Source organism: Chromobacterium violaceum ATCC 12472, from assembly GCF_000007705.1.
Classification (GTDB): domain Bacteria; phylum Pseudomonadota; class Gammaproteobacteria; order Burkholderiales; family Chromobacteriaceae; genus Chromobacterium; species Chromobacterium violaceum.
The window spans coordinates 2,704,961-2,719,044 of the sequence record NC_005085.1; the positions used below are offsets into that span (position 1 = coordinate 2,704,961).

Annotated in this window: 15 protein-coding genes; 5 read left to right on the top strand and 10 right to left on the bottom strand. The window is 65.9% G+C overall.

The genetic code is table 11. From position 1 onward, the window contains the following. Nucleotides 1–9: 9 nt before the first annotated feature. The 9 genes from CV_RS12280 to CV_RS12320 form a co-directional block, all read right to left on the bottom strand. Nucleotides 10–378, bottom strand: a complete 369-nt coding sequence (locus tag CV_RS12280) for a response regulator (protein ID WP_011136059.1) — start codon at nt 376–378, stop codon at nt 10–12. A 36-nt stretch (nt 379–414) separates the two neighbouring features. Next, nucleotides 415–1,563, bottom strand: a complete 1,149-nt coding sequence (locus CV_RS24115) for a methyl-accepting chemotaxis protein (protein WP_011136060.1) — start codon at nt 1,561–1,563, stop codon at nt 415–417. A 153-nt stretch (nt 1,564–1,716) separates the two neighbouring features. After that, complete coding sequence (locus CV_RS12290; protein ID WP_147296141.1) at nt 1,717–2,463, bottom strand: substrate-binding periplasmic protein; 747 nt, start codon at nt 2,461–2,463, stop codon at nt 1,717–1,719. A gap of 107 nt (nt 2,464–2,570) precedes the next feature. Beyond that, nucleotides 2,571–4,100: an amidophosphoribosyltransferase gene (purF, locus tag CV_RS12295; RefSeq protein WP_011136062.1), complete on the bottom strand. Its 1,530-nt coding sequence runs from the start codon at nt 4,098–4,100 to the stop codon at nt 2,571–2,573. A 99-nt stretch (nt 4,101–4,199) separates the two neighbouring features. Next, on the bottom strand, nt 4,200–4,718 hold the full coding sequence (locus CV_RS12300) for a CvpA family protein (protein ID WP_011136063.1): 519 nt from the start codon (nt 4,716–4,718) through the stop codon (nt 4,200–4,202). A gap of 5 nt (nt 4,719–4,723) precedes the next feature. Beyond that, nucleotides 4,724–5,479, bottom strand: coding sequence for an SPOR domain-containing protein (locus tag CV_RS12305; protein WP_011136064.1), 756 nt, complete (start codon nt 5,477–5,479; stop codon nt 4,724–4,726). A gap of 7 nt (nt 5,480–5,486) precedes the next feature. Next, nucleotides 5,487–6,752 carry a bifunctional tetrahydrofolate synthase/dihydrofolate synthase gene (gene folC, locus CV_RS12310; protein ID WP_011136065.1) on the bottom strand — a complete coding sequence of 422 codons (1,266 nt, stop codon included), beginning with the start codon at nt 6,750–6,752 and terminating at the stop codon, nt 5,487–5,489. After that, nucleotides 6,752–7,213: a protein YgfX gene (locus CV_RS12315; RefSeq protein ID WP_043596203.1), complete on the bottom strand. Its 462-nt coding sequence runs from the start codon at nt 7,211–7,213 to the stop codon at nt 6,752–6,754. Before CV_RS12315 ends, folC begins: the two co-directional genes overlap by 1 nt. A gap of 5 nt (nt 7,214–7,218) precedes the next feature. After that, nucleotides 7,219–7,575: a hypothetical protein gene (locus tag CV_RS12320; protein WP_011136066.1), complete on the bottom strand. Its 357-nt coding sequence runs from the start codon at nt 7,573–7,575 to the stop codon at nt 7,219–7,221. 133 nt (nt 7,576–7,708) lie between these two features. On the opposite strand from CV_RS12320, the gene CV_RS12325 reads away from it, so the two are divergent. Both CV_RS12325 and CV_RS12330 read left to right on the top strand, forming a co-directional pair. Continuing rightward, nucleotides 7,709–9,622, top strand: coding sequence for an ATP-binding cassette domain-containing protein (locus tag CV_RS12325; protein ID WP_011136067.1), 1,914 nt, complete (start codon nt 7,709–7,711; stop codon nt 9,620–9,622). A gap of 206 nt (nt 9,623–9,828) precedes the next feature. Continuing rightward, on the top strand, nt 9,829–10,563 hold the full coding sequence (locus tag CV_RS12330) for a substrate-binding periplasmic protein (RefSeq protein ID WP_158303318.1): 735 nt from the start codon (nt 9,829–9,831) through the stop codon (nt 10,561–10,563). A gap of 43 nt (nt 10,564–10,606) precedes the next feature. Here the strand turns inward: CV_RS12330 and CV_RS12335 are convergent, their stop codons facing one another. Further along, nucleotides 10,607–11,728: a substrate-binding domain-containing protein gene (locus tag CV_RS12335; protein WP_214758474.1), complete on the bottom strand. Its 1,122-nt coding sequence runs from the start codon at nt 11,726–11,728 to the stop codon at nt 10,607–10,609. 204 nt (nt 11,729–11,932) lie between these two features. Here CV_RS12335 and CV_RS12340 point away from each other — a divergent pair, with 204 nt between their 5' ends. The 3 genes from CV_RS12340 (at nt 11,933) to CV_RS12350 (ending at nt 14,058) form a co-directional block, all read left to right on the top strand. After that, a complete protein-coding gene (locus tag CV_RS12340) occupies nt 11,933–12,496 on the top strand; it encodes a C40 family peptidase (RefSeq protein WP_080509005.1) in 564 nt (187 codons plus the stop codon). Nucleotides 12,497–12,688: 192 nt separating this feature from the next. Then, nucleotides 12,689–13,063 carry a COG4315 family predicted lipoprotein gene (locus CV_RS12345; protein WP_011136071.1) on the top strand — a complete coding sequence of 125 codons (375 nt, stop codon included), beginning with the start codon at nt 12,689–12,691 and terminating at the stop codon, nt 13,061–13,063. Nucleotides 13,064–13,092: 29 nt separating this feature from the next. Next, entirely contained in the window at nt 13,093–14,058 is a 966-nt protein-coding gene (locus CV_RS12350; protein WP_043597955.1) for a beta-propeller fold lactonase family protein, read from the top strand. Nucleotides 14,059–14,084 lie beyond the last annotated feature (26 nt).

Here is a 14,084-nt window from a genome sequence, read left to right on the forward strand (position 1 = left end):
CGCTCCGGCTCAGGGCTGGATCAGCTTGGACACCGCGTCCAGCAGCTTGGCCGGATCGAAAGGCTTGACGATCCATGCCTTGGCGCCAGCCTCCTTGCCCTGCATCTTCTTGTCGTCGCTGCCCTCGGTGGTCAGCATGATCACCGGCAGGAAACGCGTGGCGGCGCCCTCTTTCAAGCGTTTCAGCAGCGTGATGCCGTCCATGCCCGGCATGTTGACGTCGGAAATGACGAGGTTGACGCGGACGCCGTTCAGCTTGGACAGCGCGTCGTTGCCGTCGCAGGCTTCGATCACATCGTAGCCGGCGCCCTTCAGCGCGATGCTGACGGTCGCGCGGATGCTGGCGGCGTCATCGACGATCAGGATGGATTTACCCATGAACTCCTCCAGGTGGGGTGATCCGATGCCGCGGCATCAGAAAAAGTCGACATCGCCGCTGGAAGCCGCAGGCTTGCCGCCGCCGCCCTGATGCAGGGCCGCCTGTTCCAGCGTGGTATAGGTGGATTCGAGGCGCTTCAGCCACTCCCGGGGATGCGCCTCCGGCCCCTTCTCCCCGCGCCGGCGCGCTTCGCGCACCGCCTCGAGGTGGGCCTGCATCTGCTTCAGATCCTGCGCGACATGCTGGACGATCTGGCTGACCCGGTCCTGGAATTGCAGCGCGATCAGCGAGGCATGCAGCTCCTTCTCGACGCGGGAGCCTTCGGTCTGCATCCTTTGATTGACCTGGGCCAGTTTTTCCGCCGCCGCGCTGAAGTCCCTCACCGATTCGTCCAGCAGCCCCAGCGCGTTGTTGCCGCGGTCCGCGTCCTGCGCGCCCAGGCTGGTGGTGGTCTGGCGGGTCTGCTCCAGCGCGCCGTTGATCTCGACCACCTTTTCCGACATCTGCTTGCCGGTCTGCTCGGATTGCTGCGACAGCTTGCGCACCTCGTCGGCCACCACGGCGAAGCCGCGGCCGAATTCGCCGGCGCGCGCGGCCTCGATGCTGGCGTTCAGTGCCAGCAGATTGGTCTGGTTGGAAATGCGGCCGACCTGGTCCGCCATGGACAGCAATTCGCCGGAATAGGTGGCGAGGCGGGAGACTTCGTCGATCAGTTGCTGGCGGTGGCCGACGATCTCCGCCAGCACGGACGATATCTCCCGGCTGCGCTGGCTGGCATCCGCCACCATCTGCTCCAGGCTGCCGCTGCCGATGTCGTCGGCAGCCGAGCCCGCCGCCTCTATGGTGGCGTGCAGGCCATCGGCGATGCCGGTCAGCGTGCCCGCCAACTGGTTGCCGCCGGTGACCGACTGCTCGATCACCAGTTGCAGATTGCCCTCCCAGCGCGCGATCACCTGCAGCAGCAACTCGAGCTGGCCGTCATCGTCGGATGCGGCCGGCGCGGCGGCCGAAGGCTGGTTTGCAGGCGGCGGGGCTTCCCCGCCCCCGCCATGGAACAGCAGCAGCCCGCCGCCGCCCAGCACCGGGATCAACCAGCCCAGCCAGGGCGAAACCCACACCAACGCCGCCGCCGACGCCAGGCATAGCCCGGCGAAGACGAGCAGCGATTTGCTCCTGTTTCCCATCCATCCCCCCGCCAAGGAGAACCGCATGTTCGGCAATGGCCGCGCCGGCCATGCCATTTGTGATTACCATCCGGGCCATTACAAGCAATACCCGCTGGCACATGGTTTCACTTAAGTTGCCGTCAACAGGACTGTCAAGGAAAGCGCAGGAATTCAGGGGTCGGCGGCGGAAACCAGGCGGGCGTAGCTGCCGTCCCGCTTCATGCCCTCCAGTTCGGCGTCGAATCGGTCGCGCACGCCGGCAAGGTCCGGCTTGCGCGCGAAGGCGATATAACTGGGAATCCGCTCGACCGGCGGCTGCAGTTCTCGCACCAAGCCTTCAACATGCTGCCGGCGGATGATGTCCCAGGCGCCGAGTCGGTTGCTGACCAGGATGTCGAAGCGCCTCGCGACCAGCTTCTCCATGTTCTGCTCGCCGCTGGCGGCCGTTTCCGCGATGCGGATAAGCCCCTGACGCGCCGCCGTGTCGAAGACGGCGCCATAGCTGACGGACCTCACCACGCCGAAGCGGTAGCCTGAGAGCTGGCCCAGCCGGCCGTCGAAACGGATGGTCGAATCCTGCAGCACGAACAGCGACACCGCCTGCGGCATCAGCGTCTGCCGGGAATAGTCCAGCCGAGCCTCTCTCTCGGGTGTCTTGTACAGGGTGAATATCGCATCCGCTTGCCCGGTCTCCACCATCGCCAGCGACCTCCCCCAGGGATAGACGCTGACGTGGACCGTCCGCCCCATGCGGCTGAAGGCCTCGCGCACGATGTCCACCACGAAGCCCTTGACCCCGGCGCCTTCCTGATATTGATAAGGCGGGTACTGCAGCGTGACCAGCTCCAGCGGGCGCTCCCCCGCGACGGACAGCGGGGGCAGCAGCAGCAACATCAGCATCACCATCAGCCGAGCCAAGATGCGCGCTCTCCAAAAAGAAAACGGGGACGCTCCGGCGCAGGAGCGTCCCCGTTGGGGTCAGACCGGCCGGAACCTATTCAGGATAGTCCAGGCCGGAAGCGGACTCAGATCAGATTCTGCTCCGCCACGTTCAGGTTGAGATCGATCATCTGCTCGCTGCCGTCTTCCTTGTGTTTCAGGTCCAGCCGCGCGCACTCGATGGCGTCCAGGTAGGCCGCGGTGATGTCGCCGGTGATGTATTCGCCGTCGAAGCAGGAACTCTCGAACAGCTTCAGCTCGCGGTTGACGCTGCTCACCGCATCCTTCAGCGCGGCCAGGTCCTGGTAAATCACCGCGTCGGCGCCGATCTCGCGCGCGATCTCGGCCTCGTCGCGGCCGGTGGCCAGCAGCTCCGCCCGGGTGGGCATGTCGATGCCGTAGACATTGGGGAAGCGCACCGCCGGCGCGGCCGACGCGAAATAGACCTTCTTGGCGCCGGAATCGCGCGCCATCTGCACGATTTCCTTGGACGTGGTGCCGCGGACGATGGAATCGTCCACCAGCAGCACGTTGCGGCCGGCGAACTCCAGCGGCACCGGGTTCAGCTTCTGGCGCACCGATTTCCTGCGCACCGCCTGGCCGGGCATGATGAAGGTTCGGCCGATGTAGCGGTTCTTGATGAAGCCCTCGCGGTACGGCAGGCCCAGCGCGTTGGCAAGTTGCAGCGCGCTCTGGCGGCTGGAGTCGGGAATCGGGATCACCACGTCGATGTCCAGGCCCGGCAGATCGCGGCGGATCTTCTCCGCCAGCGTCTCGCCCATGTTCAGGCGCGACTGGTAGACCGACACGCCGTCGATCACCGAATCCGGGCGGGCGAAGTACACGTATTCGAACAGGCAGGGCGCCAGACGGGTGTTTTCGGCGCAGACCTGGCTGTGCATGTCGCCGTCGAAGGTCACGTACACGCACTCGCCCGGCTGCACATCGCGCAGCAGCGAAAAGCCCGAACAGTCCAGCGCCACCGACTCGGACGCGAACATGTACTCGGTCTTGCCGTCGGTCTCGGTGCAGCCCATCACCAGCGGGCGGATGCCGTTGGGGTCGCGGAAGGCCACCAGGCCGAAGCCGGCGATCATCGCCACCACCGCGTAAGCGCCCTTGACGCGGCGATGCACGGCGGCCACCGCGCCGAACACCGCGTCCACAGTCAGCTCGTGGCCCGTCACGCGTTGAGCCACTTCGTGGGCGAACACGTTCAGCAGCACTTCGGAGTCCGAATTGGTGTTGATGTGCCTGAGGTCGTTGCGGAACATGTCCGCCTTCAGCTCATCGGTATTGGTCAGGTTGCCGTTGTGCGCCAGCACGATGCCGAAGGGCGAGTTGACGTAGAACGGCTGGGCCTCCGCCAGGCAGGAGGCCGAGCCGGCCGTCGGGTAGCGCACGTGGGCGATGCCGGCGTTGCCCAGCAGCGAACGCATGTTGCGGGTGCGGAACACGTCGCGCACCATGCCGCTGCCTTTGTGCATGTGAAAGGTCTTGCCATTGGCGGTAACGATACCGGCCGCGTCCTGTCCGCGATGTTGCAACACCTGCAAACCGTCGTACAGCAGCTGATTGACCGGCGACTGACCGACCACGCCTAGAATTCCACACATCTTTAATGCCCTCTATCCCAACTTGCTGAAAAAGGAAAAGCCCAAAAGAAAAAGGCGGAATCTTGAAGTAAAGATATCAAGATATTCCGCCTCTTCCACCTAACTGTCCGGCGGCTGGCCGCCGGGCGAGTCGTAGTGCAGATTGTCCGCCATCGTCGGCGGCAACCATGGCCTCAATGACAAGGCCAGAGATTCGAATGGCGCCGCTAGCACCGCATTCCTCCACATCGGTTTCTGCGGCAGGCTGCTCAGCCCGCCCAACAGCACCAGCGCCGTCACCAGCACCATGCCCCGCGCCAGACCGAACACCCCGCCCAGCAAACGGTTGATCGCGCCCAGGCCTATGCTGTCCACCAGCCCGGTCAGCGTCACCCGCAGCAAGGCGGTGGCCAGCCACACCAGGAAGAAGACCAGCACGAAGCCGGCCACCATCCTCAGGCCTTCGCTCTGCAGGCTGGACGGCAGGAAATCCGTCACCAGCGGAGAGAACTGCTTGGCGCACCAGAAGGCGATCAGCCACGATCCCAACGACAGCACCTCGGCGATCAGGCCGCGCATCAGGGCCATCAGCACCGATCCGGCGATGATGGCTATTGCGATATAGTCGAACACGGTCATGGCGGCTACTTGTTGATGATGATGCCGTTGATGCCGGCGCGGGCGAGCTTCTGCAGCGCCGACTGCGCCTCGGCCTGGCTGGAGAACGGGCCGACGCGGACGCGGGTCACCTCGCCCTTGCTGGTTTCCACCTTGGAGAAGTGGGCGGTCACGCCGATGGCGGCGAGCTTGCCGCGCAAGGCGTCCACCTTGGCCGGGTCGGACAGCGCCGCCAGCTGGATCACCGACTTGCCGTGGGCCGGCTCGGCCTTGGCCGCATGGCTGTCCGGATCGACGCGGCCTTCCAGGATCGCCGCCGGGTCCGCCTTGCGCGGCTTTTCGGCCTTCGGCTCTTCCTTGCGCTTCTCCGGCTTGGGTTTGGGCTCAGGCTTGGGTTCGGGTTTCGGCTCGGCCTTGGGCTTGCTCTCGACGACAGCGGGAGCCGGGGCAGGCTTGGCGGTCGCCGGCGGCGGCGCGGTGACGGACGACAGATTGGCCGGCAGCTCGGTGGCGTTGCCGGACGCGGGCGCCGGGACGGCGGCTTCCGCCACCGCTTGCGAGGCGGCGGGCTTCGCGGCCGCGGCGGGTGCCGAAGCGGCCACCGGCGCGGACGCGCCGCCCATGATCTCGATGGACTCGGGCTTCATCTGCTGCTCCGGCAGATGGCCCACCACGTTCCACAAAACGACGGTGGCGATGGAAACCAGCACCACGGCTCCCACCAAGCGGCGGCGGGCGCGCTTTCTCAGCAATATCAGTTCATCGTGGCTGGACAGTGCCATGCATTCCTCAAACCGGGTGACGCCGGACCGCTTCCACTTCCGCTACGGTGTGGAATGATCCGAAAACAACGATTCTATCATTGTCGCCGGCCCGCGATAAGGCGGCCGACCACGCCTGGGCGACGGTATCGAAGGCGGACACCGACGCGATGCCAGCATTCTTCAGCGCAGAGGCAATGGCCTCGCCGCTCTGCCCGCGCGGCATGTCCAGCCCGGCGACCAGCCAGTGGTCGAACTCGCCCTTGGCCAGCTCGACCACCGCCATCATGTCCTTGTCCGCCAGCATGGAGAACACCGCGTAGCGGTTTTCCGCGAACGGCAGCTGCTTGAGCGCCGCCGCCATCGCCTTGACCGCGTGCGGATTGTGGCCGACATCCAGCACCACCGCCGGACGGCCCGGCAGCACCTGGAACCGGCCCGGCCACTCCACCTCCACCAGGCCCTGCTTGATCGCGCCGATGCCAACCGGCAGCTTGTCGCGGATCGCGTCCAGAACCGCCAGCGCGCCGCAGGCGTTGATCATCTGGTAAGCGCCGCGCAATGCCGGGATGGGCAGCGCGTGGCGGGCGTGGTCGCCGCAGCGGAACGACCACTGATTGTCCATCCGGGTGTAGCCGAAGTCGCGGCCGTACAGTTTGAGATCCGCGCCGATGGCCGCCGCGTGGTCCAGCAGCCGCTGCGGCGGCTCGGGATCGACGCAGATCGCCGGCTTGCCGGCGCGGTAGACGCCGGCCTTCTCGAAACCGATGTCCTCGCGGTTGTCGCCCAGAATCGCCTGGTGATCCAAATCCACGCTGACGACGACGGACACATCCGGCTCGAAGATGTTGACCGCGTCCAGCCGTCCGCCCAGGCCCACTTCCAGGATGATCACATCCACCTTCTCGGCGACGAAGCTGTGCACCGCGGCCAGGGTGCCGAATTCGAAATAAGTCAGCGTGGTGTCGCCGCGCGCGGCGTCTATCGCCTCGAAGCTGGCGATGATGCGCTCGTCGGACGCCGGCTTGAGATCGATGGCGATGCGCTCGTTGTAGCGCAGGATGTGCGGCGAGGTGTAGGCGCCGACCTTGAAGCCCGCGGCGCGGAAGATGCTGGACAGCATCGCGCAGGTGGAGCCCTTGCCATTGGTGCCGGCCACCATGATCACCGGACAGGCGGGCTTGAGGCCCATCGCGCCGCGCACGCGTTCGACCCGGGCCAGGCCCATGTCTATCGCCGCCGTGTGCAAGCTTTCCTGCCAGCTCAGCCAGTCGTCCAGTGTCTTTCTCGTCATCATCGGGTGATTTCCGTATCTTCTTGCGTAGGCTGCGGCGGATGGAACCACAGCAGGTAAACCCTGAGTCGCCGCCGCGCGTCGGCATCCGCCGAATCCGGCCACAGCATCACGCTGCGGCGTTTGCCATCCAGTTTGACGCTCAGCACCGTCAGCAGCGGGGTGACGAAGCAATCATCCAATACCGCCGCCTCGAGGCGCTCTCCTTCGCGGCACAGGAACAGGCGGCCGCGCGGGTCGACCTCCAGCCGCTGCGTCGCGCCGCGATTGCGCCAGCCGTCTGCCCGCAGCGCGCGCCAGGCCAGCCAGCCGGCAGCCGGCACGCTGATCAGGTAGGCCGCCGGCAGGTACAGCGCCACGATGGACGCATAAGCGAGAATGGCGGCCGACACCAGGCCCAGCCAGCAGCGCGACGGCCGCAGCGGCACCGAAAAAGGTTGCAGCAGCGGCGGCTCGCGCATGGGTGTTACAGCTCGCTGGCCGGGCTGTTGGTGATATCCTCGTCGACGCTGTCGATCACCGTGGAATGGATTTCCACGTCGAACCACTCCCAGAAGGCTTTCAGCGACAAATCCTTGGGCCACAGGGCTTCGTCTTCGTCCCAGGACGCGAGTTCCATCTTGAACAGCTGTTCGCAGATCTCGTCGATATGGGCGACGCCCTCTTCCGGCTCGACAAACTCCGGCAGCAGGATGGCGGTGCAGTCGCTGCGCAGGCTGTCCAGCGACAGATCGATCATGTCGGTGTCCGGCAGCTGGTTCAGCCAGTCAAGGAACGGTTGCTTCGGTTTGATCACGGCAACGGCGCGGTCGACGAAATACATGGCGGGACCTTTCGGACAAATGTTGATTCGGCGCGCATTGTATCAGCCCCGCCGCCGCCAGGCGACCCGTCCGCCGACAGGGCCATCGTGCTAAACTGGCGGGTATTTCCCTCATTCCGCAAGACACATAGAAATGGCCCTGATTACCGTCGAGAAGGCATGCCTCGCCTTCGGACACCACGCGCTCTTGGACAATGTAGACTTCGCCCTGGAACCGGGCGAGGCGGTCGGCCTGATCGGCCGCAACGGCGCGGGCAAATCGTCGCTGCTGAAAGGCATCGCCGGCGCGGTGCAACTGGACGACGGCCGCATCAACACCAAGGGCGACGTCAAGGTCGCCTACGTGCCGCAGGAGCCGGAGTTCAATCCCGAACACACGGTGTTCGAGGCCGTGGCCGAGGGCCTGGGCGAGCTGAAGGCGCTGCTGACCGACTACCACAAGGTCACCCAGCAGCTGACGCAGGCCGACGCCGACCACGAACAGGCGCTGGCGCGGATGGAAACCATCCAGCACGAGCTGGAAGCGCGAGGCGGCTGGCAGTTCGACGCGCTGATCTCGTCCACCCTGAGCCACCTGGGCCTCAACGCGGACGCCCGCATCGACGCGCTGTCCGGCGGCTGGAAGAAGCGCGTGGCGCTGGCGCGCGCGCTGGCGTCCAAGCCCGACGTGCTGCTGCTGGACGAGCCGACCAACCACCTCGACGTCGCCGCCATCGAATGGCTGGAAGGCCTGATCAAGAGCTTCTCCGGCAGCGTGCTGTTGATCACCCACGACCGCCGCTTTCTCGACAACGTCGCCACCCGCATCGTGGAACTGGACCGCGGCATATTGCGCAGCTATCCGGGCAGCTTCTCCGCCTACCAGACGCGCAAGGCCGAGGAACTGGCGATAGAGGAAGAGCAGAACCGCGTGTTCGACAAGTTCCACGCCCAGGAAGAGGCCTGGATACGCAAGGGCGTGGAAGCGCGCCGCACCCGCAACGAGGGCCGCGTGCGCCGGCTGGAGGCCATCCGCCGCGAACGCGCGTCGCGCCGCGAGCGCGTCGGCCAGGTGAACTTCCAGCTGGACGCCGGCGAACGCTCCGGCAAGCTGGTAGCCGAACTGGAACACGTCAGCAAGGGCTTCGGCGACAAGAAGCTGATCCGGGATTTCACCAGCCGCATCCTGCGCGGCGACAAGATCGGCCTGATCGGGCCCAATGGCGCCGGCAAGACCACGCTGCTGAAGCTGATCCTGGGCGAGCTGGAGCCGGACGCCGGCACGGTCAAGCAAGGCACCAAGCTGGAAATCGCCTACTTCGACCAGTTCCGCGAGCAGTTGGACGAGGAAACCAGCGTCGCCGACATCATCAGCCAGGGCAATGACTTCGTCGAGATCGGCGGCGTCAAGAAGCACGTGATGAGCTACCTGGAAGACTTCCTGTTCTCGCCGCAGCGCGCCAGGAGCCCGGTGCGCTCGCTGTCCGGCGGCGAGCGCAACCGCCTGCTGCTGGCCCGCCTGTTCACCCGTCCGGCCAATGTGCTGGTGCTGGACGAGCCGACCAACGACCTCGACATCGACACCCTGGAGCTGCTGGAGGACGTGATCGCCCAGTACTCGGGCACCGTGTTCCTGGTCAGCCACGACCGGGCCTTCCTGGACAATGTGGTGACCCAGGTGATCGCTTTCGAGGGCGAGGGCCGGCTGGAGGAGTACCCGGGCGGCTACCAGGACTGGCTGGACGCCAGGAAGCGCATGGCCGAGCTCGCGCCGGCCGAAAAAGCGAAGGAAGGCGCTCCGGCGGCGGCCGCGGCCCGCCAGGACAAGCCCAAGGCCGCGCGCAACAAGCTGTCCTACAACGAGACCCGCGAGCTGGCCGCGCTGCCGGACCAGATCAGCGCGCTGGAGGCCGAACAGGCCGAACTGAACCAGCGCCTGCTGGACCCCAACTGCTACCGCGACACGCCCAAGGAGGCCATCGCCTGGCAGCAACGCGTCGAGGCAATCGATGAATTGCTGCTGGAAAAGCTGGCGCGCTGGGAAGCGCTGGAGCAGCGCGCCGGCTGATGCCGCGCCGGCGGCGGACAGCGCTTTGCCGCCCCGCCGCCCATGGGCTAAACCGGTAGGAGAACAAGCGGCATCGGCGAATCCGGCCGGACGTCGCGGCAACCAGGCGGATGCCGGCGGAGGAACAAGTGGGGCAGCTCAAGGGCCGACAACAGCACAGTCCGACGCGCCGCGGGCCGAATTGGCGGCTCGCGGCGGCGCTCGCGATGGCGATCGGCGCCGCCCAGGGCGCGCCGCTGCGCGCCTGCGCGTCCGACGTGGATTTCCCGCCCTATGTCTTCACCTCTTCCTCGGGCTTCGCCGGCGGCGCGCAGGACACCGGCCTCGCGGTCAACGTGCTGCAACGCGCGCTGCGGCGCGCCGGGCGCGAGCCGGCCATCGTCCAGCGCCTGCCATGGCGGCGCTGCCGCGAAATGGTCGCTCACGGCCAGATCGACATCGCCATCGACGTCCCCACCCGGGAGCTTGACGAAAAGCGCTTCCTGGCCAGCGACGCTTACGCCGAAGTTCACCACGTCTATTTCTATTCCAGCCGCAAATACCCGGACGGCGCGCCGTTGCGTGCGCCGTCCGATCTCCGCCGCTATACCGTGTGCGGACTATTCGGCAGCCGCCTGGACGCGTTCGGCGTCGATCCCTCGCGCGAGGATGTCGGCTCAAAGAACGAGCGCAGCGCGATAGCCAAGGTCGTCGAGGGCCGCTGTGACGTTTTCATCGAAATCCGGGAAGTGGTGGACAGCCTGTCCGAGCGCGACGCTTCGCTGCGCGACCTGTTCAACGCGCCGGCGCTCCGCCGCGCCAGCCTGCCCGGAGACGCGCCCACCGGACTGCATTTCGAATTCAACCGCGCATCGAAAGACGGCCGCGCGCTGCAGCAGTCCTTCAACGCCACCATCCGCGACCTGATCCATGACGACGCAATGGGCCGGATGATGCCCTGACCGCCCGTCCGAATCCTGTTGCGAACCGAAGAACCAGGCCCTCTCACTTGAGCGGTTTGCCGAACACCGTCCGCGCGGCGACGGGCATCAACTGGTCCACATTGCGGCCGGTCGCCACCAGCACCGGCACCAGGATTTCCTTCGCCGGCGGATGGCCGCGCAAGCGGGAAACCAGCGCGCCGGCCGCGGAGCTGCCCATCAGGTAAGGTTGCTGCATGCCCACGGCGACCAGCGCGCCGCTTTTGAGCAGGCGAACGACATCGGGCATCGCGTCAAAGGAAACCAAAAGCAGCTGCTTCTCCTTGCCCGCTTCGCGAATCGCCCGCAGCGCGCCCGCCACCGGCTGGTCGGTTTCGATGAAGAATCCCCGCAGGCCCGGATGCGCGGCCAGCATCTCCTTGACATAGCGGTATGTTTCCTCGGCGGAGTAATCCTTCATCTGTCTGAGCACGATCTCGCGCGGAAAACCCGCGTCCTTCATCGCGTCGCGAAAGCCGTTGGTGCGGTCCTGTCCGTTCTTCCTCGACAGCTCGATGGTGACCATGCCGTAAGCGCCGCTGGCCCAGTTTTGCGCCTTCATTGCCTTCGCCAGCTCAGTCCCCACATCGTATGCGCCGCGGTAGTTGTCGGATTTGACGAAGCTGACGTAGTCGCCGCCGCTGGCGCCGATATCGGCGATGGCCACCGGGATCTTCGCCCGCCTGGCCAGAATGAGCGCCTCCTCGGCCGATTTGCTATTGGTCGGGGAAATCACGATGCCGGCGACGCGGCGATCGATGGCCTGGCGGACATTGTTCAACTGCATCTCCGCGCTGAGCTTGCTGTCCAGCTCCGAAAACGCATAGCCGTTCGCTTCCGCCACCGCTTTCACACCCTTGCCCACCGTATCCCAGAACGGCAAATCCGCCTTGGCGGTGATATACGCGATTTCCGCCGGCAAAGCCGGCAGCGGAACAAGCCCGATCCAGATCGCCAATGCGCGCGCCGCCCACGATGAGATCCTCGAACGGATTGCCGCAGCCGTCGCAATGTTCATCTCATGCCTCCGGGAATGGATTCGTAAATCTGGTTTTATTCTAGCCGGGCAAACGCGGCATCCTTGAAAATCCAGCCCCCGCACATCATCCGGCCGCCCGCATTTCATACCCATTGCATCAATCATCATGAAGTCATGGCGAAATCGCTTCAGGTATTTACACTGGCGCCGGAAGCGATTTCACGACTCGCGCTATACTGGCGTCAATACAGCCTTTCCACCCATATACGGCATATGGCTGGACCGGCATGGATCCGAAATGAAACCCGGGCAGATGCGATCTGGCGTCCATCGGCCCGGCGCGATACGGAAACGACAGGAGTCCCAGCGACAATGGAAGAAAACCAGCTGATAGACGACGGCGCCGACCGCCGCCGTCTGCTGAAAGGCGCGGCGCTGGCCGGCCTGGCGGCCCTGCTCGCCGCCTGCGGCACCACCCCGGTGAAAACCAGCCAGCACCGCCCGCGACCGGGCAAGCCGGGCGGCGACACCTCGCTGTCCAACCTCACCGCCGATGGCAACGGCCGCGAAATCCTGCTGTACACGATAGGCCTGCTGGACGGCGGCTACCAGTTCGGCGGCAACAATCCGGAAGCCGGCCTCGATTGCAGCGGCATGGTCAGCTACATCTACCAGAACGCGGTCGGCATCCGCCTGCCGCACAACGCCGCGCAGATCGCCGGCATCGCCCGCCCGATCCCGGACAACCAGATGCAGGTCGGCGACCTGGTGTTCTTCAACACCATGAACCGGCCGTTCTCGCACATGGGCATCTTCATCGGCGACGGCAAATTCGTCCACGCGCCGCGCAGCAACAGCACCATACGCGTGGCGCGGCTGGACAATGTCTACTTCGCGCCGCGCTACCAGGGCGCGCGCACCGTGCTGCGCGCCTGAGCGCCCGCGCGGGGCCCATCCCCGCGCCTTTGCTTGCCCGGCGGCCTTCGCCGCCGGCATTTCCCCGGCCTCTTTCGCGGCCCCCGCAAAAAATCTTCCGCCTTCGGGAATATTCTCTTCGTCCCCCACGTATACCCTGATGGGAGCGAGATCCGATGTCCTGCTCCCTGCCAACCCGATCAGGAGTCATACATGGACCACGCATTGCTTCTCGCCGGTTTTCTCGCCATTCTCGCGGCGGCGCCCGCTCCGGCCGGGCCATCGCCGATCATAATCCGCGACGGCGCGCTGGCCGACCCGTCAGGCATGACCCTCTATGTTTTCGCCAAAGACAAGGCGGACGATGGACGCAGCGCCTGCAACGGCCCATGCGCGACCTTATGGCCGCCGCTCGCCGCAGGCGCAGAAGACAAGCCGGAAGGAAACCTGGGCCTGGCTGTCCGGGATGACGGCTCGCGGCAGTGGACCTGGCGCGGCAAACCGCTTTACCGCTTTGCCCAGGACCGCGCGCCGGGAGAGCGGAAAGGCGACGGCTTCAAACAGCTGTGGCAAACCGCCAAGCCCTGACCGACACCCAGACCATTGTGGAAGCGAACATGCAGAAAACCGTCTTATTGGCCGCCTCGCTATTGTGGGGCCTTGCCCGGCCGGCCGCGGCCCAACCCTTTGACGCCGACATCCGCAACAACACGCTGGCGGTCAGCCCGAACGAGAGCGTCGCGGTGGCGGGCAACAGCCAGACCGCGGAACTGAAGGTATACGACCTGGCCCGCGGCAAACTCGCGGCCACGCTCCCCGGCTTCGTCACGCCGCGCAACATCGTTTTCTCGCCTGACGGGCAACGCATTTATGTGACGGACAGCAGCAAGGGCGTGCTGGAGCGCTGGAATGTCGGCGCGCTGAAGCTTGAAGCCAGCCTGGCGCTGGGGCCTGGCGCGTTCGGCAGCGCCATAGACCGCTCGGGCTCCCGGCTGTACGTGAACAACCAGGCCGCCAACAGCGTCAGCGTGGTGGATCTGGCCGACTGGCGGGTGCTCAAGGTGATCACAGGATTCTCCGGCCCGCGCCAGGGCATCAAGCTGTCGCCAGACGGCGCCGATCTTTACGTCACCAATTTCCGCAGCGACAAGCTGAGCGTGGTGGACACCGCGACACTGACGCTGCGCCGCGAGATCGGCGGTTTCGACAAGATACGCGCGATATCGGTGTCCGCCGACGGCGGCACCCTGTACGCGGCCAACAGCGGCGCCGACACCCTGGCCAGGGTGGACACCAAGACAGGCCGGATCACGGCCACCGTGCCGGTGGGCCGCGAGCCCTACGGCGCCGCGCTGCGGCCGGACGGCAAGGCCTTGTACGCCGGCAATCTGAAAAGCGGCTCGCTCACCGAGGTCGCGCTGCCGGACTTCAAGCCCGTGGCCGAGATCGGCGGGCTATCCGGTCCCCGCCAGGCCATCAGCTTCAGCCGCGACAGCCGCAAAGCCTGGGTGCTGAACCAGGACCTGAGCGTGGCGGAGCTGGATCTGGCCACGCGCGGCATCGTGCGGGAGATCCAGCCATAGGCCAACAGAATCCGGAGCGCCAGTTT

Bases quoted from the DNA above. Each gene is read 5' to 3' on its own strand.
- CV_RS12280 (WP_011136059.1), bottom strand. From the start codon at position 378: ATGGGTAAATCCATCCTGATCGTCGATGACGCCGCCAGCATCCGCGCG.
- purF (WP_011136062.1), bottom strand. From the start codon at position 4,100: ATGTGTGGAATTCTAGGCGTGGTCGGTCAGTCGCCGGTCAATCAGCTG.
- CV_RS12300 (WP_011136063.1), bottom strand. From the start codon at position 4,718: ATGACCGTGTTCGACTATATCGCAATAGCCATCATCGCCGGATCGGTG.
- CV_RS12345 (WP_011136071.1), top strand. From the start codon at position 12,689: ATGGACCACGCATTGCTTCTCGCCGGTTTTCTCGCCATTCTCGCGGCG.
- CV_RS12340 (WP_080509005.1), top strand. From the start codon at position 11,933: ATGGAAGAAAACCAGCTGATAGACGACGGCGCCGACCGCCGCCGTCTG.
- folC (WP_011136065.1), bottom strand. From the start codon at position 6,752: ATGACGAGAAAGACACTGGACGACTGGCTGAGCTGGCAGGAAAGCTTG.
- CV_RS12325 (WP_011136067.1), top strand. From the start codon at position 7,709: ATGGCCCTGATTACCGTCGAGAAGGCATGCCTCGCCTTCGGACACCAC.
- CV_RS12330 (WP_158303318.1), top strand. From the start codon at position 9,829: ATGGCGATCGGCGCCGCCCAGGGCGCGCCGCTGCGCGCCTGCGCGTCC.
- CV_RS12320 (WP_011136066.1), bottom strand. From the start codon at position 7,575: ATGTATTTCGTCGACCGCGCCGTTGCCGTGATCAAACCGAAGCAACCG.
- CV_RS12350 (WP_043597955.1), top strand. From the start codon at position 13,093: ATGCAGAAAACCGTCTTATTGGCCGCCTCGCTATTGTGGGGCCTTGCC.
- CV_RS24115 (WP_011136060.1), bottom strand. From the start codon at position 1,563: ATGGGAAACAGGAGCAAATCGCTGCTCGTCTTCGCCGGGCTATGCCTG.
- CV_RS12315 (WP_043596203.1), bottom strand. From the start codon at position 7,213: ATGCGCGAGCCGCCGCTGCTGCAACCTTTTTCGGTGCCGCTGCGGCCG.
- CV_RS12305 (WP_011136064.1), bottom strand. From the start codon at position 5,479: ATGGCACTGTCCAGCCACGATGAACTGATATTGCTGAGAAAGCGCGCC.
- CV_RS12335 (WP_214758474.1), bottom strand. From the start codon at position 11,728: ATGATGATTGATGCAATGGGTATGAAATGCGGGCGGCCGGATGATGTG.